We start from the raw sequence: 19,414 nt of genomic DNA, 5'->3' as shown, positions 1-19,414 counted from the left end.
ACTCGAATTATGAGTTAAAAGCTGGTACAATTGCACTCAAATAGAGAAAAGGGGCAATTTAATTGGAAGAACCTAGAAATGTAATTAATACCCAAGTAGGGTTAAATCGATTTTTAACTAAGATGTACGGGTGGATGGCGGCGGCAGTTGCCTTTTCAGGCATTATTTCCTTTATGGGGGCCACTGTTTGGCGACCACAGTACATTACTTTTATGAATAATAGGCTTGCGTATTGGCTCATCTTTGGTGGATTATTCCTGTTTAGTATGTTTGGACAGCGCTCTGCTTTGCAAAATCCAATGACCGGATTTTTGATGCTCTTTGGATTTGCGGGATTCTTTGGATTTTCACTGTCAGCCATTTTCCTTGTTTATAGTGCTGCTACGATAGCAGGGGCCTTCTTTGCTGCGACAGTTACGTTCGTTGTAATGGCGTTGATAGGTCTGACTACGAAGCGGGACCTTAGCAAGATGGGTACGCAACTCTTAGCAGCATTAATTGGGATGATTGTTGTATCATTTATCAATATGCTTTTCATTCATAGTAGCGCCGTTGTTTTTGTGTTTTCAATTATTGGGATTCTTGTGTTCGCGGGATTATCCATGTATAACACGGCACAGATGAAAAATATGTACCTTAGCTATGGTGACCAAGTTTCAGAAACTGGACTGGCTTTACAGGGAGCTTTCAGTCTTTATCTTGATTTTATTAATTTATTTCAGTATTTCCTTATGATTTTTGGATGGGGAAGCCGAGATTAAAATTTAACCTTTAGATATTAGAAGTTGTAATCAATTGTTTTGATGCAACTTCTTTTTATATACTAAATTTACAATTAAAAATTTCAAGAAACATAGATATTATCTCTGAAATATTGAAGAAAATAATATTGAAAAAAATTTAATGAAAGTGAGATATTATGACAACATTTTATGATTTTTCAGAAACAGAGATGGATGGGAAGAAGATTAATTTTGCTGAGTATAAAGGAAAAGTTGTAATAGTCGTAAACACTGCTAGTAAGTGTGGGTTTGCACCACAATTAGAGACGCTTGAAGAAATTTATAATGAGTATCATAGTAAGGGGCTTGAAATACTAGGGCTACCTTCAAATCAATTTAAACAGGAATTGAAATCTGATGAAGAGACCCTCGATTATTGTCAGATGCATTACGGAGTTACTTTTCCAATGACTAAGAGAGTTGTTGTGAATGGTAAAGATGAGGATCAGCTGTTTACGTATTTAAAAGAAACATCCGGTAACGGCAGAATTAAGTGGAATTTTACTAAGTTTCTAATTGATAGAGATGGACACTTAATTAAAAGGTACGCACCGATAACAACACCCCAAAAAATGATTGCGGATATTGAGGATGCAATTAAGAAATAAGACTTGGAACGATAAGGCATTGGTTAAACGTGATTGATTCTTTTCTAAAAAACATGTAATGGGAAAAGTGCTTATCATTGATATAATTTTTGACTAAAGACTTCGTGCTTTGTTGCATTTTTGGTATGATGTAGATAGGATAAACGGAGGAAAATTATGACTGATAAACGATTACTTTTGATTGATGGGAACAGTATTGCGTTTCGTTCTTTTTTTGCATTACAAAATTCACTAAGTCGATTCACTAATGCTGATGGATTGCATACTAATGCTATTTATGGTTTTAATAAAATGCTAGATATTATCTTGGATAATGTAAACCCAACAGATGCTTTAGTTGCTTTTGATGCTGGAAAGACAACCTTTAGGACAAAAATGTATACCAATTACAAGGGGGGACGTGCCAAAACACCTTCGGAATTAACAGAGCAAATGCCATATTTACGTGATTTGCTAACAGGATACGGAATAAAGTCGTACGAATTGGCTGATTATGAAGCTGATGATATTATTGGAACTTTGTCCTTAGAAGCAGAAAAGCTTGGATATCGTGTCACAATAGTGACGGGTGACCGTGATTTAACTCAGTTAGTCAGTGATAAGACCACAGTGGCTGTTACCGTTAAGGGCGTTACCGAGGTTGAAGATTATACTCCAGAGCATTTGAAAGAAAAGTTAGGTGTGACACCTACGCAAGTGATTGATTTAAAGGGGTTAATGGGAGACAGCTCAGATAATTATCCTGGCGTAACTAAAGTTGGTGAAAAGACCGCCTTAAAGCTGATTGACCAGTTTGGAAGTGTTGAAAATTTATACGACCACATTGATGATCTAAAGCAAAGCAAGATGAAAGAGCACCTTATCGAAGATGAAGATAATGCATTTTTATCAAAAAAATTGGCAACAATTGATCGTGATTCCCCTCTAAAAATTGGATTGGATCAACTTGAATATAAAGGAATTAACGAAGAATACCTAATTGATTTTTATCAAAAAATGGGATTTAAATCCTATTTAAAAAAATTTCAAAAATCTGGTGGGCTGAAAGAAGTAGAGCAAACACAATTTCAAGAGTTAACAAAAGCGAATTTAGATAAGGCAATGGAGAGCTTAGGTAATGAAGTATCTTTGTATTTAGAAATGCCTGAAAAAAATTATCATTTATCAAGTTTTGCGGGTTTTGTAATAGGCAACGATGAAAAGTGGTTTGTTTCCCGGAATGTCGAGTTACTCAAACTTCCAACCATTAAAGATTTGATTGAAAATATTGACGTAAAATTAAATGTTTTTGATAGCAAGCGAACCTATGTGGGCTTGAATAGACTAGAAATTAATGCTCAATGTTTTAATTACGACGTTTTATTACAATCATATTTACTTGATACTAATGAGAATTCTAATGATTTAGGTTTATTAGCTCAACAACATGCTTATTATAATGTGGAATCCGATGCTGACGTGTACGGCACTGGTGCAAAGTTGTCTATTCCAGATGATGATCAAACCTTTTTTCAGCATCTGGCGAATAAGGGTAAAGCAATAGAGGTTTTAGGAAAAGCCTTGGATGGCGAGTTGAAGCAAAATGAGCAGGATAAACTTTATTGGGAAATCGAATTGCCCCTTGCAATAGTTTTGGCAAAAATGGAAATCAGCGGAATTAGAGTAGATTCCAATCGGTTAATCCAAATGCAAAGTGAATTTGCTGAACGATTAAGTGAAATAGAAGGTGAAATTTACCGTTTGGCGGGTGAAGAGTTCAATATAAACTCTCCTAAACAATTAGGACGGATTTTATTCGAAAAAATGCGTTTGCCAATTATCAAGAAAACCAAGACAGGATACTCAACAGCGGTTGATGTTCTTGAAAAACTACGTGGGGAATCTGATATTGTTGATGATATTTTAAACTATCGAACTATTTCAAAGATCCAATCTACCTATGTTGAAGGCCTTTTAAAAGTTGTACATTCGAAAGATCAAAAAATTCACACAACATACATTCAAACTTTAACCCAAACGGGGCGATTATCATCAATTGAACCTAATTTACAGAATATTCCCGTTCGAATTGATGAAGGAAAGAAGATTCGACAAGCTTTCGTACCCTCAAAGGAAGGATGGCACATTTTATCATCCGATTATTCTCAAATTGAGTTGCGTGTGCTGGCACACCTAACCGGTGATAAGAACATGCAGGAAGCCTTTATTGAGAATCAAGACATTCATGCAAGTACTGCCGTTAGAATTTTTGGTTTGAAAGATGCTTCCGAAGTTACACCTAATATTAGAAGGCAAGCCAAAGCTGTAAATTTTGGGATTGTCTATGGTATTAGTGATTATGGTCTTTCTCAGAATATTGGAATTTCACGATCCGATGCTAAAAAATTTATTGAAACTTATTTCCAGGAATTTCCTGGGGTAAAAAATTATGTGGATAATATTGTTAAAGTTGCCAAGGAACAAGGGTATGTAGAGACAATTTCACACCGTAGAAGATATTTACCGGATATAAACTCTAGTAATTTTAGTCAAAGGTCTTTTGCGGAGAGAACTGCAATGAATACACCAATTCAGGGTAGTGCAGCGGATATAATCAAGATTGCGATGATAAAAATGCAACAAGAACTTGAAAGTAGAAACTTAAAAACAAAGATGTTGCTACAAGTTCATGATGAATTGATTTTCGAGGTGCCTGATGAAGAAATGAATGAAATTAAGAAACTTGTACCTAGTGTGATGGATTCAGCAATGAAATTAAAGGTTCCGCTTAAAGTTGAAACATCGTGGGGAAATAATTGGTATGAAGCCAAATAGGGAGTGAAGATAATGCCTGAATTGCCGGAGGTTGAAACAGTTAGACGTGGGCTAGAAGCTTTAGTTAAGGGTAAAACGATCAAACAGGTGAATGTGCGATATGACAAAATGGTTTCGCCAAATCCTGATGAATTTAAGTCTGCACTAAAGGGAAAGAAAATCCTGGATATTGAAAGACGCGGGAAATACTTAATATTTAGATTCAGTGAAAACCTTTCAATGGTTTCTCATTTGAGGATGGAAGGAAAGTACGCTGTTTTACCTCATACAGAGCCGCTTAGCAAGCATGATCATGTTATCTTTGAACTCACCGATGGAAGCGATCTAAGATATAATGATACACGTAAGTTTGGAAGAATGAACCTGGTTCCAAGCGGTAAAGAGTTGACAGTAGGAGGATTAGCAACAATTGGGCCGGAACCAACCCCCGAGACATTGACATTTGAGTATTTATCGCAGAGGTTACGAAGTAAAAAAGTGGGGATGAAAAGTTTTCTTCTCAATCAGTCAAACGTGGCAGGGTTAGGAAATATTTATGTTGATGAGGTTTTGTGGCTAACCAAGGTACACCCGTTACAGCCATCTAATACGTTAACAGACGAAGAAATAAAGGCGTTACGCCTTAATATTTTTTCTGAACTTGAACGTGCAATTAATGCACATGGCACGACAGTTTTTTCATACCTTAATGCAGCGGGGCACGCAGGAAGTTTTCAGAATCAGCTAAATGTATATCACCGGCAAGGGAAACCTTGTCCACGTTGTGGAACCTTGATTGAGAAAATAAAAGTTGCTCAAAGAGGGACTCATTTTTGTCCTCATTGTCAAAAGCTGAGGTTGCCAAATGACTAAGGTTATAGGATTAACTGGTGGAATTGCTACTGGGAAATCTACAGTGAGTGATTATTTTAAAAAAATTGGATTTCCGATCGTTGATGCTGATAAAATTGCACATGAGATTTTGCAAAAAAAAAGTGTACAGAAAGCATTGATTAAACAATTTGGCGCTGAAATTATTACGGGGAAACACGTTGATCGGAAAAAATTAGGAAGCATTGTTTTTAAAAATGAAAATGCTTTGAACGTTTTAAATGAAATTGTGCAACCTAAAATTAGACGGATGATATTAAAGCAATTGAAGCATTTTAAAAGGAATAACAGGGTAGTAGTACTTGACGCACCAATCCTTTTAGAACAAGGGTATCAAAATGATGTAGATTTTTTGATGGTAGTTGCAGTAGATCGCGTAACTGAAATATCGAGATTGAAGCAACGCGATTCCCTTTCAAATGTAGAAGCAGAAGAACGAATCAATGCACAAATGAGCTTGAATGACAAAAAAAAGCTTGCTGATATTGTCATTGATAATAGTGGAACAATTGCCGATACAGAATTACAAGTGTTAAAATGGCTTGAAAACAACTTATTAGTAAGATAATTTATGAGGTGAATTGATTGAGATGTCCGCACTGTAATAATAATAGCTCCAGGGTAGTGGATAGTAGACCTACCGACGAAGGAAGGGTAATTCGCAGACGCCGTGAATGTGAAAACTGCGGATTTCGTTTTACAACGTTTGAACGTGTCGAAGCTACTCCATTGTTAGTGATTAAGAAGAATGGGAACCGTGAGGAATTTGATCGAGATAAAATTTTACGCGGTCTTATTAGGGCAGCAGAAAAACGTCCAGTAAAGATGGATGAAATGACAGATATTGTGGATAAAGTTGAGAATAAGGTCAGAGCACTTGGAGAAAGTGAAGTTTCAAGTCAAGCAATTGGTGAGTATGTTATGAATTTGCTACCAGACATTGATGAAATTGCCTATATTCGATTTGCAAGTGTTTATCGACAATTTAAAGATATGAATGTATTTATGAATGAGTTACAAGAAATGATAAAAAAGGAACGAAAAAACAAGGAGCACTAGAGTGGCTGAAAAGTATGTGATAGCACCAAATGATAGTTTTATCATTGATAATGACCGTCAATTAAATAGTGTTGAGCGTGAAACTTTAGATGTTTTATATCGACCACTAATGCCATCAGAAGCGTATAGCCTCATTATTGAACTTTGGAAAGTGTCAGAAATCGATAAGTTTCAATTGCAGCGACATTTGAATAGCTTTTTGTGTTCAAACTTGAGGCTTAACATTAATGAATTAGATAATGGTCGTAAGTATGTGGAAGCTCTTGGATTAATGGAGACTTTTCGTAAACCGGCGGATGGACACAGTAGTCTGATTTATCGACTATTGCTGCCAGCTCAACCAGCGACTTTTTTTAAAGACAACTTTCTAACAACATTACTACTTCAAAATACTGGTGAAGAAGAATTTAAAAAACTAGTAAATTATTTTAAGCGAACTAAACATGACTTTAATGGATTTCAGAAAATCTCTAGCACCTTGGCGGATATATACCAGGTTGAACAAAATTTGGTGGATAGTTCTAGTCTGGTAAAACAGGCTGGAAGAGCAATTGGTTCAGAGAAAAAAAATAATGATCCAGTTTTAAATAAGAATTTTGATTTTAATCTGCTGAGCAGTTTGCTAGAAACAAGCTATGTGGACCCCAAAAGCTTAAAAGATAATTATGATTTAATCATGGTTGAACAGACTTTGTATAACATAAGTGAAACAGAGATGGCAAAATTAATAAACCAATCAACTGATTTTAGAACGAATGAAATTGATCTTGCCAAGTTAAAATCTGCTGTTTTTCAGTATCAACGTGAGAAGTTTAGCGACAATCAAGTGGTGGAAGAAAAAGAAGATAAAGTGAGCTCTGACAAAGATTTGGTAAAAAGCGAAAAGCGGTTGGCAAAGATTGCACGTGAGCTAGCGCCTATTGAATTTTTAAGCGACCTTAAGATCCAAGTTGGTGGAGTTGTAACTTCGTCTGAACGTTATACGGTTGAACAAATGGTAAATCGCAAGGTACTGCCATTAAGCGTGATCAATATATTGATTTATTATGTTATTGTTGATCAGGATAATACAAATGTTAATAAAAATTTCTTTGATGCAATTGCTAGTGACTGGAGTAAGAAAAGAATCAAGAATCCAGAGGAAGCTATTAAGCAGATTAAAGAGCGAAAGCAAAAACAAAATACTCCTGCATCAGCTAGTCACCGTAGTAGAAGAGTCGTCGCCAAAGAGACTTTGCCAGAGTGGGCAAAAAAGTCATCCATACAAGCTAATACTGGTAAAAAAGGTAGTAAAAAAGTAAGTAATTCTTCTGTTGAGGAACAGTTAAAAGCTTTGAGAAATCGGAATAGGGAGGTGTAATGATGGAGAATGTTAGGGAAACGCTGAATATTTTAATGAACCGGAGACAATGGAACCAAAAATTTCAACAAATGATGAAAAAAGTCTATTCAGATCCTGACATAGTTAATTTTTGTGAAGAGCATCACGAAGATTTGACTTCAGATGCAATTGAAAGAAGCGCCGCTAAGCTCTATGAATATGTTTCTGAGAGAGATCGAAGTGAGCAGGATGGAAAGAATATTCATGCTGGTTACCGCCCTATCCTAGTTTTGAGCAATCACTTGATCGATATTGAGTATGTTCCAACTGATCGCCAAATTGCGGAGCAAAAAGCTATGGAACGAAGTAAGCTTGTACATTCCATAAGTATTGCTAAGAATATTCGGAATGCTAGTTTTGACCAGTATTACCGGGATGAAAGTCGGAATGATGCATTTGAAAAAGCAATGCAATTCTTCATTGATTACACCGACAAGCCTCGAATTTTTCACAAGGGGTTATATTTAAGTGGTAGTTTTGGAGTTGGAAAAACATACTTAATGGGTGCCCTTGCTAATGAGCTTGCTAATAATGGGTATGCAACCACAATGGTGCACTTTCCAAGTTTTACGGAGGAAATGAAAGCTTCTATTGGCAGTAATTCTGTTTCTGAAAAGTTGAATGCTTTAAAGGCGGCTCCAATTTTAATTTTGGATGACCTAGGGGCCGATAACAGTAATAGCTGGATTCGTGATGATATTTTGGGGGTCATTTTAGAGTATAGAATGCAAGAAGAACTTGCAACTTTTATAACCTCTAATATGTCTATGGACCAGCTCGAGACCGAATATTTGTCGGTTAATCAAAGAAATGAGCATGAACCACTAAAAGCAAAGCGATTAATGGAGCGGATTCGTTTTTTAATGGTGCCGGTTGAGATGGTTGGAAAAAATTTCAGAAATGATTGACAAGTATTAAATTTTTAGTATGATTGTTGTTATATAGTTAAATTAAATCCGAACACGTAACCTTTTTAATTTTGCAGGGAATATCATCGTGACTGAAAATGATATACAAAAAGGTTTCCCACTCGGGTGAGGGCAGGTAAAATCTGTCCCGGTTTCCATCGTTATTGGATAATAAAGTGACGATCATTTGCGTGATCGTAACGAGGGTGGAACCGCGTAAATTGTTAATTGGCGTCCCTAGTACTGTTATTACACAGTGCTAGGGACTTTTTTATTGGAAGGAGAAAATATGAGTATCAAATTAAGTTTTCCAGATGGAAGTATAAGGGAAGTCGAACAAGGTATAAGTGTGCTTGATGTTGCTAAGTCAATTAGCAATAGTTTATCCAAGAACGCCGTTGCAGGTAAGTTAAATGGAAGTTTAGTATCGGTTAACACTGCAATTAAGGCTGATGCAGCAATTGAAATTGTGGTTAAGAATTCAGATGAGGGAAATGTTATTGTTTGGAATACCGCAGCTGTGTTATTAAACAGTGCCATTAAGACAATTTATCCTAATGTCCATTTTGGAACGATTGGTGATATTGAACATGGATTCTATGTTGATACGGATAAAAATGATCAACAAATCAGTGTTGATGAACTACCAGCAATTGAAGACACAATGAAAGACTTGGTTAAGTCTAAAATTAATTTAAAGCCTGATCAAATTAGCGAAAAAGAAGCACTTGAGATTGTGGACGGCGATCCATATCAAGCACAGATTATAAAGGAACATGCCAAAGATGGTAGTGTACAAGTATATCAAGTTAATGATAACGTGATTATTAGCGATGCTGTTGTGCTACCAAATTCTGGTGACGTGAAGGCTCTCAGGCTTTTATCAGTAGCTGGTGCATATTGGCAAGGTAAATCAAGCAATCCTATGCTTCAACGTATATATGGAACAGCATTTCTAAAACAAAAAGATCTTGAAGTGGAACTTGAACGTCAAAAAGAAGCTCGTGAGCGCGATCATCGTGTTATTGGAAATAACCTTGATTTATTCTTCGTGGATCCAAAAGTTGGAGCTGGATTACCATATTGGATGCCAAATGGTGCAACAATCCGGCGTACAATTGAAAGATACATTGTAGATAAAGAAGTGCAAAACGGATATAGTCATGTCTATACACCGGTGCTAATGAATTTAGATGCGTATAAAACGTCTGGACATTGGCAACATTATCGTGAAGATATGTTTCCTCCAATGGATATGGGTGATGGTGAATTGCTGGAACTTCGTCCTATGAACTGTCCTTCACATATTCAGGTGTACAAGCATCATATTCGATCATATCGTGAGCTACCTATCCGAATTGCTGAATTAGGAATGATGCATCGTTATGAGAAATCAGGAGCACTTTCTGGACTACAACGAGTTCGCGAAATGACATTGAATGATGGTCATACTTTCGTTACACCCGATCAAATTCAGGATGAATTTAAAGATATTTTACGATTGATGGTTGATGTTTATGCTGACTTTGATATTAAAGACTATTCATTCCGTTTAAGTTATCGTGATCCCGAGAACACTGAAAAATATTTTGATGATGACGAAATATGGAATCATTCGCAGTCCATGTTAAAAGGCGCTATGGATGACCTTGGATTGGATTATGTCGAGGCAGAAGGTGAAGCAGCATTCTATGGTCCTAAGTTAGATGTTCAAACTAAAACGGCTATGGGGAATGAAGAAACACTTTCGACGATTCAATTAGACTTCATGCTTCCAAAACAATTTGATTTACACTATGTTGGTGCTGATGGAGAAGAACATCGCCCAGTTATGATTCATCGTGGATTGGTTTCCACGATGGAAAGGTTTACGGCTTACTTAACTGAAATTTATAAAGGGGCTTTCCCAACTTGGCTTGCACCTAAGCAAGTAACTATTATTCCGGTTAATGATGAGTTGCATGGCGAATATGCTGATCAGTTGCAAAAGAAGCTTGCTGGTAACAACGTTCGTGTTTCTGTTGATCATCGTAACGAAAAGATGGGATATAAGATTCGAGAAGCTCAAACGCAAAAAATTCCATATATTTTGGTTGTTGGAGACAGCGAGCTTGAGAGTGACTTAGTAAGTGTTCGTAAGTATGGTGAAGAAAACTCGACTAGTGTTTCGAGTGATAAGTTCATACAAGATATTCAAAATGAAATTAATAATTATAGTCGAAAAGTTAATTAGTTTGACGACATATTAATGATTTGGTATACTATTATAGTTGGGATTAAGCAGAAGCCACCGCTTCTCGCCTTGTGACATTAAGTTGCCGGGCTAAAAACGTTGAAGACTATATTGTATAGTCGTGAAGCGGGGTGGCATTGTGCCATTCCGCTTTTCTGCTGTCTCTGATGATTTTTTTGGAGGTGAAGGACCATAGCAAATGATATGATGGTTAATGACGGAATTCGCGCACGTGAGGTTCGTTTGATTGGGGTTGACGGAGATCAACTAGGTGTTAAAAGTAAGGCAGATGCCTTAAGTTTAGCAGAATCCGCAAACTTAGATTTAGTACTTGTTTCACCAAAGGCGAAGCCGCCTGTGGCCAAGGTCATGGATTATGGAAAGTACCGTTTTGAGCAACAAAAGAAGCAACGTGAAGCTCGTAAACGTCAAAAGATTGTTAGTATTAAGGAAATCCGCCTTAGTCCTACAATTGATATAAATGATTTTAACACGAAACTAAAGAATGCTAAAAAGTTTCTTTCCAAAGGTGATAAGGTTCGTGTATCTATTCGATTCAAGGGTCGTGCAATTACGCATAAAGAAATTGGACGTCGGGTTTTGGAAAGAATGGCTAAAGAAGCTGCTGATGTTTCGACCGTTGAAGCGAGACCTAAGATGGACGGACGCAGTATGTTTCTTGTATTAGCACCAATAGTAGAAAAATAAAATTGGAGGATTATTATTATGCCTAAGATGAAAACAAACCGTGCTGCTGCTAAGCGTTTTAAAAAAACGGGTAACGGCGGACTTAAGAGTGGTAATGCTTATACAAGTCACCGCTTTCACGGTAAGACAAAGAAACAACGTCGCCAATTACGTGGTACAAGCATGATGGATGTTACTAACATCAAACGTTACAGCAAAATGCTTTCTACAATCAGTAAATAATTAATTGAAAAAGATAAACTGAGTCGTCAGTTACAGGAGGAATTATTATGCCACGAGTAAAAGGTGGAACAGTTACACATCGCCGTCGTAAACGTATTTTAAAGCTTGCTAAGGGTTATCGCGGTGCTAAGCACATTCAATTTAAGGTTGCTAAAGACCAAGTAATGAAGTCAGGATTATACGCATTCCGTGATCGTCGTAACCGTAAGGGTGAATTTCGTAAGTTATGGATTGCTCGTATTAACGCTGCAGCACGTATGAATGGTTTAAGCTACAGCAAGTTAATGCATGGTTTGAAGGAAGCTGGTATTGATATTAACCGTAAGATGCTTGCTGATCTTGCTGTTAACGATGCAGCTGCATTCACATCGTTGGCCGATGAAGCTAAAAAGTCACTTTAAGTTTAAAAAAAGCCTACAACAAATAATAAATTTGTTGTAGGCTTTTTTAATCAGATATCAAGTTTTAAGATACCCCCCTTGTCCTATAAATTATCTTTTTATCTGAGCTGGAATCTTATTAGTAGAAAACGATTTTAATGTGTTCTATAATCAGTTACTAAAAGTAGGGGGTAACAAGTAATGGCAAAATTAACAACAGATATGAAGGATTTAATTGATCAAGCTTTTGCATTTATTGCGACTGTCGATGAAAATGGAAATCCACAAGTTGGTCCTAAGGGAACAATGCGTGTTTTAGATGATACACATTTGATTTATAATGAAGAGACAGGGCGTCAGGCTTGGCATAATTTGAATGACAATCATAAAATTGCAGTTGCGTTTCATCCATTTCCTGGACTAAAAGGTATCAGAGTTGAGGGAAAAGCAACGATTTATAAGGATGGAAAAATTTTTGATGATTCAGCTGCCTATGCGGCTGACAAACAATTACCTGCACCTCTTGCTGCAGTTGTAATTACCGTTGATCGAATTGTTCGTTTAGATGCTGGTCCACATGCCGGTGAAGAAATTGAAAATAGTCCGATAGTTGAGTAATTGTTGTCTTTGCTAAAAATTAATATAGATTAAGTCGTAGCGAGTTGAGGTTTAAACCTCAACTCGCTTTAATTATATATTGAGATTGGAAAACGTAGGCCAAGGACAAAATCCAAAAAGGAATCCTATTTCTATTCTACTAGGTGGAAAAAATACGAGACACTAGTCGAAAAGTGAAATCACTTCTAAGTGGTCCCATTCTCAACTTATGTCTCGTTTTCGCTTTAATTGAATTGAAAAAAATTATATCAATAGTCAGCATTACTGCTAGATAGTTACAATAAATTTACCGGGTTTGTGAGCCACTTCTAATTGTTTTAAATCATTAATAACGGATAGAACGTTAAATGATGATTGATTAGCAATTGGAATTTTTAGGCGGTTATTGGAGATCATGCTTAATAAACTTTCCAATGCTTGGCGATTCATTTTGTATTTTGTATCATCGAAGTCAATTAGTTCCGTAGCAGAGGAAAGCTGACTAATCCCGGTTGTTGATAGAATTGTGCCATTAAGACTAAGGTGGGTGTTTAGATAATTAATTTTATTGGTATCTGGTGCAGTATTTATGATTAGATCAAATTTTCCTAATTTATCTAATGATTGCGGAATGTCATAGAATGCTGTTTCAGATAAGTTTAAGTCAGATTGGAGGTGTTTATTTGTTGAGTGTAAGACGCCACTCACTAACTTGCCGTTTTCACGAAGTAGTTGCGCAGCGATTATCCCAACAGCGCCTGAGACCCCATTTATGAGAACAGAATTAAACTTTGCTTTAGATAAAGCACCATTTACGATGTCAAAGGCTGTGACACCTGCATTGGGGATAGAAGCAGCGGTCTCAAACGAAACATTATCTGGAATTTTTGCAGCTCTTAGATGTGGCACAGAAGCAATTTCGGCATATCCACCCAAATTAGAGCGTCCAACAACCCTATCCCCAATATTAAAATCAGTCACAGAACTATCTTTATCAATTACAATTCCAGCAACATCACTTCCTGGAATCAAGGGTAAGCTTAAAGGGCGGACCGCTAATTGTGATCCATCGATAATTTTTAAATCGTAAGGATTCAAGCTAAAAGCCTGTACTGCAACAATTAGACGTCCTTTTGTTGGTGTAGGCTCCGGAATTTCGAGTATTTTTAAGTTGTTTAGAGTACCAAATTTTTCAATGCCAATTGCCTTCATATGAGTTTCCTCTTTTCAATTATTTACATATAAATAATAATATAAAAAACATTTAGTTAAAAATAAATTGATTTGCAAATGCAAAGTGCTAAAAAGTTTACTATAATGGTAAGACAGTAGTAAATTGGGAGAAGCATAAAATGTCAATTTTCAAACCAACCTGGATGGTCGAACGAATTTACGATTTATCCGCAGATGATTTAAAAAACAATGGAGTTGAAGCGGTTTTAACAGATTTAGACAATACGTTAATTGCTTGGAATAATCCTGATGGAACTCAAGAACTGTTAGACTGGTTCGATATGATGCGAACGGCTGGAATTAAAGTGATTGTTGTCTCAAATAACAATCATCACCGTGTCCAACTAGCTGTTGAAAAATTTGGTCTTCCATTCGAATCTCGAGCATTGAAGCCGTTAACATTTGGAATTAACAAGGCAATAAAGCATTATCAACTAGATCGAAAAGGGGTCATAATGGTTGGGGATCAGCTAATTACTGATATGGTTTCCGCTAATATGGCTGAAGTTCGTGGGGTATTAGTCAAGCCCTTAGTTGGTAGTGATGCATGGAATACACGAATTAATCGTTTTTTGGAACAATTTATAAAAATAATTTTAAAAAGAAAGTATCCAGAATTGAAATGGAACAGGGGCTTAAAAAATAATGGATCAAATTGATCAAGACTTAGTTTGTATCGGTTGTGGCGCACATATTCAGACTAGTAATCCCGATGAATTGGGTTATACACCTGAATCAGCCTTAAGAAAGGGGCTCGAATCAGGAGAGTTATATTGTCAGCGTTGTTTCCGGCTTAGACATTACAATGAAATCGCACCGGTAAACTTAACTGATGACGACTTTAGACGATTACTCAGTCAGATAAGTGAAACAGATTCTTTAATTGTATATGTTATGGATTTATTTGACGTTAACGGAAGCCTAATTCCAGGTCTGCATCGATTCATTGGTGATAATGAGGTGTTGTTAGTCGGGAATAAAGAGGATATTCTACCAAAATCCCTTAAACGTCCAAGAATGAAAGAATGGCTACGACAGCAGGCATTTGCAAATGGAATTCGACCAATCGACGTAGTATTAACGAGTGCTAAGAATCGACATGAGGTAAATAATCTGTTTGAGGCAATTGAAAAATACCGCAATGGCAAAGATGTTTACGTTGTTGGAGTTACAAATGTGGGAAAATCAACACTGATAAATCAACTAATTGCGATTAGAAATGATATTAAAGATCTAATAACGACATCACGATTTCCTGGTACAACCCTTGATAAGATTGAGATTCCATTTGATGAGGAAAGTAGTTTGATTGATACGCCAGGAATTGTTCACCGCGAACAAATGGCACATGTTTTGGAACCAGAGGATTTAAAGTACGCAGCACCACAAAAAACGATCAAGCCTCGGGTATTTCAACTTAATGGGGATCAAACCTTATTTATGGGTGCTCTGGCTCGATTTGATTATCAACGCTCAAATGGACCAGTCGTGGCTTATTTTGAGAATAATTTAAACATACATCGGACCAAGTTAGAAAATGCTGATCAATTTTATGAAAAGCATGCTGGAGAATTGCTAACGCCTCCAACAAATGGTAATTTTGAAAAATTACCCAAATTAATTAAACATAATTTTAGCGTGAGCGAGAAAAGTGATATTGTGTTTGAGGGCTTAGGATGGATATCAGTTCCGGCTGGGGCAATTATTACTGGCTGGGCACCAGAAGGTATTTCAGTTATTACAAGAAAAGCAATGATATAGGAGAGACAAATGAATTTAAGAGGAAAGCAAAAAAGATTTCTTAGAGCACAAGCTCATAATTTTCATCCGATGTTTTCAGTTGGGAAGAATGGATTGACAACAAATTGGTTGAAACAATTAAGCGGAGCACTAGATAACCATGAATTAATTAAAATCAATATTCAACAGAACTCAGATGTTGAGACAAGTGATGTAAGATCATTCATTGAGGATCAGACCGATATTCAAGTAGTACAAATTATTGGAAGAGTTCTTGTTCTTTTTAAGGTGTCACAATTTGAAGACAAGCGTGAGATTTCTGATCAAGTAAGGGCAATATAGGAAACTAGCTTTGAGTTAAACAACGCAATTGCTATAAAGTGGAGTTTTAAAAAGGTGAAAATTCATGGTACAAGTTTTTAATAAGACAATCAGTTCTGTTGATGTTGAGATAGTAGAACAACCGATTGAAATACAAAAAAAGCATCGAGTAGGATTAATTGGGGGAACTTTTAATCCTCCTCATATAGCACATTTAATGATTGCAGATCAGGTTGGTAAACAATTAGGACTTGATCACGTCGAGTTTATCCCAGATTATTTGCCGCCACATGTCGATAGTAAAGATGCCATTGAAGCTAAACACCGAGTTGAAATGGTCAGACTTGCAATTGAAGATAATCCCATGTTTCAACTTAATTTGATTGAGATTGAAAGAGGTGGCAAAAGTTTTACTTACAATACTATTCAGGAGCTTAAAAGACGTCATCCTGAAACCGAATATTATTTCATTATTGGTGGCGATATGGTGCAATACCTACCAAAATGGCATAAGATTAAAGAATTAAGTAAAATGGTGAACTTTGTTGGTGTTGAACGTCCAAAATTTGAACAAGTGAGCGCTTATCCGGTAATTTGGGTAGACGCACCAAACTTGGATTTAAGCTCGACCGACATAAGAAATAATATTAAACATGGACGATCAATTAAATATTTAGTTCCAAAAAAAGTTGAAGAGTATATAAAGGAGAATAGTTTGTATGGATACAAATGATCTTGAGTACGCTGAGGGCTACGTACCATATACACGTTCTGAATTGGTTGGAATCGTTAAACAAAGCGTTGATGAACGAAGGTTTCAACATATTATAAGAGTTGAACAAACGGCCATTAATCTCGCTGAAAAAAATGGGGTTAATGTTGAGAAGGCCAGTATTGCTGCGTTGTTACATGATTATGCAAAACAAAAGTCAGACAGCGAATTCGTTCGCTATATTAACGACTTGGCAATGGATCCTGAGCTACTGGATTATGGTAATGCAATTTGGCATGGATTAGTAGGGGCTGAGATAATTAAAGCAGAACTAAATATTTTTGATGAAGAAATTTTAGATGCCGTTCGCCATCATACAGTTGGAGCACCGGTCATGTCTTGCCTAGACCAAGTTATTTTTATGGCTGATTATGTGGAACCTGGTCGCGATTTTGAAGGCGTCGAAGAGGCCCGAAAGGTTACAAATCAAAGCTTAAAGCAAGGTGTGATTTACCAATTAACCCATACTCTGTCATATTTAGTTGATAATAATAAAACAATTTTTCCTGCGATGATTGCAAGTTATAATGCTTGGATTCAAAGGATAGGATAAAGAGGAGAATCTAATTTGAATATTAAACAAACGCTAGAAATGGTAGTGAAGGCTGCCGATAATAAGCGCGCTGAAAATATTATTGCACTTGAAATGAATGAGGTAAGCACTTTGGCAGAGTATTTTGTGATTGCTAATGCTGACTCAGAACGACAAGTTTCTGCAATTGCCGATGAGATCACAGAGCAGGCAAAAAATAATTCTGTAAAGATTTATCGTGTTGAAGGTCAGAAAGCTTCCCAATGGATTTTAATTGATCTTGGTGAAGTGGTTGTAAATGTTTTTCAAACGGAACAAAGAAAATATTATAATTTGGAGAAGCTTTGGTCCGAAGCAAAGAAAATTAATGTTCAAGATTGGGTTACAAAATGATTTATCAAACGTTTGCTGGTCTATATGATCAGCTTTTTGATTCTGATATGTATCAGAAGTGGTTTGAGTACACTAAAAAAAGTGTAAAAACTAGTAATAATCAATGGCTTGAGCTTGCCTGTGGTGCTGGTAGGTTGGCTGTGCTACTAGCAAAGGATGGTCAGTGGGTTACGGGATTTGATTTATCAGATGAGATGTTAGCTTTAGCAAATCAACATGCAGAAGAAGCAGATGTTGATCTTGAATTAATCCAAGGGAATATGTTAGATCTTAATGGACTGGAAGATTATGACGTTATTTCCTGCTATGCTGATTCTTTTTGTTATCTTCAAAGTATACAAGAAGTTAAATTAGCATTTCGTCAAGTCTATGAACATCTAAAAAAAGATGGAACATTTATTTTTGATGTCATCACGCCTTATCAAACTAATCAAGTTTATCCTGGATATATGTATAATTACCAAGATGATGATAGAGCATTTATGTGGGAAAGTTTTGAAGGTGATACTGCTAATAGTGTAGAACATGAGCTCACTTTTTTTATTAAAAATGATTCTAATGATTTTAAACGGGTTTCAGAGATCCATATTGAACAAACGTATGAATTGCAAAATTATCTATCTGTTTTACAAGATGTTGGTTTTGCAAATGTTGAAGTCTCATCAGATTTTGGTAAGAGTGAAGTGAAAAAAGATTCTACTCGTTGGTTTTTTAAGTGTCGGAGGTCGTAATGGAATCTTTCGGAGTGATTGCTGAATTTAATCCGTTTCATTTTGGACACCGTTACCTCTTAGAAGAGGGTAAGAAGCTTAATTCAAATGGTGTTTGTATTGCTATAATGAGTGGTAATTTTTTACAACGCGGAGAGCCAGCGATCGTAAATAAATGGAAGAGAGCACGAATGGCTTTGAAACAGGGTGCTGATTTAGTTGTAGAGATTCCTGTAGAGGAATCTGTGCAATCTGCTAATAATTTTGCGAGAGCGGGAGTTAGAATAGCAAACCTTTTTCAAATTAAGTCGCTTGTTTTTGGCAGTGAGCATCCAAATTTAGATTTTCAGAAAATGGCTGGTAAGATTGATGACCAACATGATCGGTTTCAGTCCTACGAGAAAAATTTTGCTCAACAACTTTTTGGAGATTCAAAAGTCGCCTCAAATGATATTTTGGGTATTAACTACGCATACTGGAATTTAAAATTAGATTCGCACTTAAAATTGATGCCGGTTCAAAGGGTAGGAGCTGATTTTAATGATAAAGTGATCAAAAATAAAGAGTTTTCAAGTGCAACTGCGATTAGAAACGAATTGATTAAACACGGTACAAGTTCCACAGCACTTTTAACTTCCTTGCCACGTGAAAGTCTCGCAGAGCTTACGAATTCACAACTTGTTTCATGGCCCGATTTTTTTCCAATGTTAAAATATCGAGTGATTAGTTGTGATGTTGCTGAGCTTGCCAGGATACTTAATATAAAAGAAGGATTCCAAAATAGAATCAGATCCCAAATAAAACAAAGTAATTCTTATGAGGAGTTAATGGATCACTTAAAGACGAGAAGGTATTCTGTTACTACAATACAACGGATGTTGACTGCAATATTGCTTAACATTCCTTCTACTGTTAATTTAGATAGTAAACCTCGTATTCTCGGGATGAATCAGTTAGGCAGAAAATACCTTTCGAAAATAAACAATAGTGATAAAATTTTAAATCGTATTTCTCAAAAAGATTTTAATAATGACTATTTTTATAGTGATCGGGCAGATAGAATTTATCAGTTGATCGCACCAAATGATTTTATGGAAAAAATTATTCTTGTGTAAAAGATTGTCAAGGAATTTACGTTGACATTCAAGTGG

Annotated in this window: 22 protein-coding genes and 1 other annotated feature; of the genes, 21 read left to right on the top strand and 1 reads right to left on the bottom strand. The window is 36.3% G+C overall.

All coding sequences use genetic code 11. The features are described from left to right. Positions 1-62 precede the first annotated feature (62 nt). The 13 genes from PECL_RS05485 to PECL_RS05425 all read left to right on the top strand — a co-directional run bounded on the left by PECL_RS05485 (position 63) and on the right by PECL_RS05425 (position 12,583). Positions 63-761 (top strand): Bax inhibitor-1/YccA family protein, encoded by a 699-nt coding sequence (locus PECL_RS05485; RefSeq protein ID WP_014215602.1) that lies wholly within the window; start codon positions 63-65, stop codon positions 759-761. A gap of 158 nt (positions 762-919) precedes the next feature. Next, positions 920-1,390, top strand: a complete 471-nt coding sequence (locus tag PECL_RS05480; protein WP_014215601.1) for a glutathione peroxidase — start codon at positions 920-922, stop codon at positions 1,388-1,390. A 156-nt stretch (positions 1,391-1,546) separates the two neighbouring features. Beyond that, positions 1,547-4,204 (top strand): DNA polymerase I, encoded by a 2,658-nt coding sequence (gene polA / locus PECL_RS05475; RefSeq protein WP_014215600.1) that lies wholly within the window; start codon positions 1,547-1,549, stop codon positions 4,202-4,204. Positions 4,205-4,216: 12 nt separating this feature from the next. Then, positions 4,217-5,056 (top strand): DNA-formamidopyrimidine glycosylase, encoded by an 840-nt coding sequence (mutM, locus tag PECL_RS05470; protein ID WP_014215599.1) that lies wholly within the window; start codon positions 4,217-4,219, stop codon positions 5,054-5,056. Beyond that, on the top strand, positions 5,049-5,642 hold the full coding sequence (coaE, locus tag PECL_RS05465; RefSeq protein ID WP_014215598.1) for a dephospho-CoA kinase: 594 nt from the start codon (positions 5,049-5,051) through the stop codon (positions 5,640-5,642). The genes mutM and coaE overlap by 8 nt, the downstream gene beginning before the upstream one ends. Positions 5,643-5,659: 17 nt before the next feature. Then, positions 5,660-6,133 (top strand): transcriptional regulator NrdR, encoded by a 474-nt coding sequence (nrdR, locus tag PECL_RS05460; protein ID WP_014215597.1) that lies wholly within the window; start codon positions 5,660-5,662, stop codon positions 6,131-6,133. Between the two features lies 1 nt (position 6,134). Continuing rightward, on the top strand, positions 6,135-7,493 hold the full coding sequence (locus tag PECL_RS05455) for a replication initiation and membrane attachment family protein (protein ID WP_014215596.1): 1,359 nt from the start codon (positions 6,135-6,137) through the stop codon (positions 7,491-7,493). Between the two features lie 2 nt (positions 7,494-7,495). Beyond that, entirely contained in the window at positions 7,496-8,422 is a 927-nt protein-coding gene (gene dnaI, locus PECL_RS05450; protein WP_041534625.1) for a primosomal protein DnaI, read from the top strand. Between the two features lie 289 nt (positions 8,423-8,711). Beyond that, a complete protein-coding gene (gene thrS, locus PECL_RS05445; RefSeq protein ID WP_014215594.1) occupies positions 8,712-10,655 on the top strand; it encodes a threonine--tRNA ligase in 1,944 nt (647 codons plus the stop codon). Between the two features lie 39 nt (positions 10,656-10,694). Continuing rightward, positions 10,695-10,820, top strand: a sequence feature (ribosomal protein L20 leader region). Positions 10,821-10,862: 42 nt separating this feature from the next. After that, positions 10,863-11,363, top strand: coding sequence for a translation initiation factor IF-3 (gene infC / locus PECL_RS05440; protein WP_041534749.1), 501 nt, complete (start codon positions 10,863-10,865; stop codon positions 11,361-11,363). 18 nt (positions 11,364-11,381) lie between these two features. After that, complete coding sequence (gene rpmI, locus PECL_RS05435; protein ID WP_014215592.1) at positions 11,382-11,585, top strand: 50S ribosomal protein L35; 204 nt, start codon at positions 11,382-11,384, stop codon at positions 11,583-11,585. A gap of 47 nt (positions 11,586-11,632) precedes the next feature. Further along, entirely contained in the window at positions 11,633-11,986 is a 354-nt protein-coding gene (gene rplT / locus PECL_RS05430) for a 50S ribosomal protein L20 (protein ID WP_014215591.1), read from the top strand. Between the two features lie 180 nt (positions 11,987-12,166). Beyond that, complete coding sequence (locus tag PECL_RS05425; RefSeq protein ID WP_014215590.1) at positions 12,167-12,583, top strand: pyridoxamine 5'-phosphate oxidase family protein; 417 nt, start codon at positions 12,167-12,169, stop codon at positions 12,581-12,583. A gap of 267 nt (positions 12,584-12,850) precedes the next feature. On the opposite strand, the gene PECL_RS05420 is transcribed toward PECL_RS05425, so the two are convergent. Then, complete coding sequence (locus PECL_RS05420; protein WP_014215589.1) at positions 12,851-13,774, bottom strand: NADP-dependent oxidoreductase; 924 nt, start codon at positions 13,772-13,774, stop codon at positions 12,851-12,853. A gap of 140 nt (positions 13,775-13,914) precedes the next feature. Here PECL_RS05420 and PECL_RS05415 point away from each other — a divergent pair, with 140 nt between their 5' ends. The 8 genes from PECL_RS05415 to PECL_RS05380 all read left to right on the top strand — a co-directional run bounded on the left by PECL_RS05415 (position 13,915) and on the right by PECL_RS05380 (position 19,378). Further along, positions 13,915-14,454 (top strand): YqeG family HAD IIIA-type phosphatase, encoded by a 540-nt coding sequence (locus tag PECL_RS05415; protein WP_014215588.1) that lies wholly within the window; start codon positions 13,915-13,917, stop codon positions 14,452-14,454. Beyond that, positions 14,441-15,556, top strand: coding sequence for a ribosome biogenesis GTPase YqeH (yqeH, locus tag PECL_RS05410; RefSeq protein WP_014215587.1), 1,116 nt, complete (start codon positions 14,441-14,443; stop codon positions 15,554-15,556). Before PECL_RS05415 ends, yqeH begins: the two co-directional genes overlap by 14 nt. A gap of 9 nt (positions 15,557-15,565) precedes the next feature. Further along, positions 15,566-15,877, top strand: a complete 312-nt coding sequence (gene yhbY, locus PECL_RS05405) for a ribosome assembly RNA-binding protein YhbY (RefSeq protein ID WP_014215586.1) — start codon at positions 15,566-15,568, stop codon at positions 15,875-15,877. A gap of 64 nt (positions 15,878-15,941) precedes the next feature. After that, on the top strand, positions 15,942-16,589 hold the full coding sequence (locus PECL_RS05400; protein ID WP_014215585.1) for a nicotinate-nucleotide adenylyltransferase: 648 nt from the start codon (positions 15,942-15,944) through the stop codon (positions 16,587-16,589). Continuing rightward, the gene (yqeK, locus tag PECL_RS05395) at positions 16,576-17,181 is read left to right on the top strand and encodes a bis(5'-nucleosyl)-tetraphosphatase (symmetrical) YqeK (RefSeq protein ID WP_014215584.1); all 606 of its coding nucleotides are present in this window, start codon (positions 16,576-16,578) and stop codon (positions 17,179-17,181) included. Before PECL_RS05400 ends, yqeK begins: the two co-directional genes overlap by 14 nt. 15 nt (positions 17,182-17,196) lie before the next feature. Then, positions 17,197-17,553: a ribosome silencing factor gene (rsfS, locus tag PECL_RS05390; RefSeq protein ID WP_014215583.1), complete on the top strand. Its 357-nt coding sequence runs from the start codon at positions 17,197-17,199 to the stop codon at positions 17,551-17,553. Then, complete coding sequence (locus tag PECL_RS05385; protein ID WP_014215582.1) at positions 17,550-18,284, top strand: class I SAM-dependent DNA methyltransferase; 735 nt, start codon at positions 17,550-17,552, stop codon at positions 18,282-18,284. Before rsfS ends, PECL_RS05385 begins: the two co-directional genes overlap by 4 nt. Then, positions 18,284-19,378: a tRNA(Met) cytidine acetate ligase gene (locus PECL_RS05380; protein ID WP_014215581.1), complete on the top strand. Its 1,095-nt coding sequence runs from the start codon at positions 18,284-18,286 to the stop codon at positions 19,376-19,378. Before PECL_RS05385 ends, PECL_RS05380 begins: the two co-directional genes overlap by 1 nt. Positions 19,379-19,414 lie beyond the last annotated feature (36 nt).

Source organism: Pediococcus claussenii ATCC BAA-344 (genome assembly GCF_000237995.1).
Lineage (GTDB): Bacteria > Bacillota > Bacilli > Lactobacillales > Lactobacillaceae > Pediococcus > Pediococcus claussenii.
This window is presented reverse-complemented; position numbering and strand designations above follow the sequence as displayed.

Coding starts and splice junctions, on each gene's coding strand:
- PECL_RS05480 (WP_014215601.1), top strand. CDS start 920: ATGACAACATTTTATGATTTTTCAGAAACAGAGATGGATGGGAAGAAG.
- polA (WP_014215600.1), top strand. CDS start 1,547: ATGACTGATAAACGATTACTTTTGATTGATGGGAACAGTATTGCGTTT.
- mutM (WP_014215599.1), top strand. CDS start 4,217: ATGCCTGAATTGCCGGAGGTTGAAACAGTTAGACGTGGGCTAGAAGCT.
- coaE (WP_014215598.1), top strand. CDS start 5,049: ATGACTAAGGTTATAGGATTAACTGGTGGAATTGCTACTGGGAAATCT.
- dnaI (WP_041534625.1), top strand. CDS start 7,496: ATGGAGAATGTTAGGGAAACGCTGAATATTTTAATGAACCGGAGACAA.
- thrS (WP_014215594.1), top strand. CDS start 8,712: ATGAGTATCAAATTAAGTTTTCCAGATGGAAGTATAAGGGAAGTCGAA.
- infC (WP_041534749.1), top strand. CDS start 10,863: ATGGTTAATGACGGAATTCGCGCACGTGAGGTTCGTTTGATTGGGGTT.
- rpmI (WP_014215592.1), top strand. CDS start 11,382: ATGCCTAAGATGAAAACAAACCGTGCTGCTGCTAAGCGTTTTAAAAAA.
- rplT (WP_014215591.1), top strand. CDS start 11,633: ATGCCACGAGTAAAAGGTGGAACAGTTACACATCGCCGTCGTAAACGT.
- PECL_RS05425 (WP_014215590.1), top strand. CDS start 12,167: ATGGCAAAATTAACAACAGATATGAAGGATTTAATTGATCAAGCTTTT.
- PECL_RS05420 (WP_014215589.1), bottom strand. CDS start 13,774: ATGAAGGCAATTGGCATTGAAAAATTTGGTACTCTAAACAACTTAAAA.
- PECL_RS05415 (WP_014215588.1), top strand. CDS start 13,915: ATGTCAATTTTCAAACCAACCTGGATGGTCGAACGAATTTACGATTTA.
- yqeH (WP_014215587.1), top strand. CDS start 14,441: ATGGATCAAATTGATCAAGACTTAGTTTGTATCGGTTGTGGCGCACAT.
- yhbY (WP_014215586.1), top strand. CDS start 15,566: ATGAATTTAAGAGGAAAGCAAAAAAGATTTCTTAGAGCACAAGCTCAT.
- PECL_RS05400 (WP_014215585.1), top strand. CDS start 15,942: ATGGTACAAGTTTTTAATAAGACAATCAGTTCTGTTGATGTTGAGATA.
- yqeK (WP_014215584.1), top strand. CDS start 16,576: ATGGATACAAATGATCTTGAGTACGCTGAGGGCTACGTACCATATACA.
- PECL_RS05385 (WP_014215582.1), top strand. CDS start 17,550: ATGATTTATCAAACGTTTGCTGGTCTATATGATCAGCTTTTTGATTCT.
- PECL_RS05380 (WP_014215581.1), top strand. CDS start 18,284: ATGGAATCTTTCGGAGTGATTGCTGAATTTAATCCGTTTCATTTTGGA.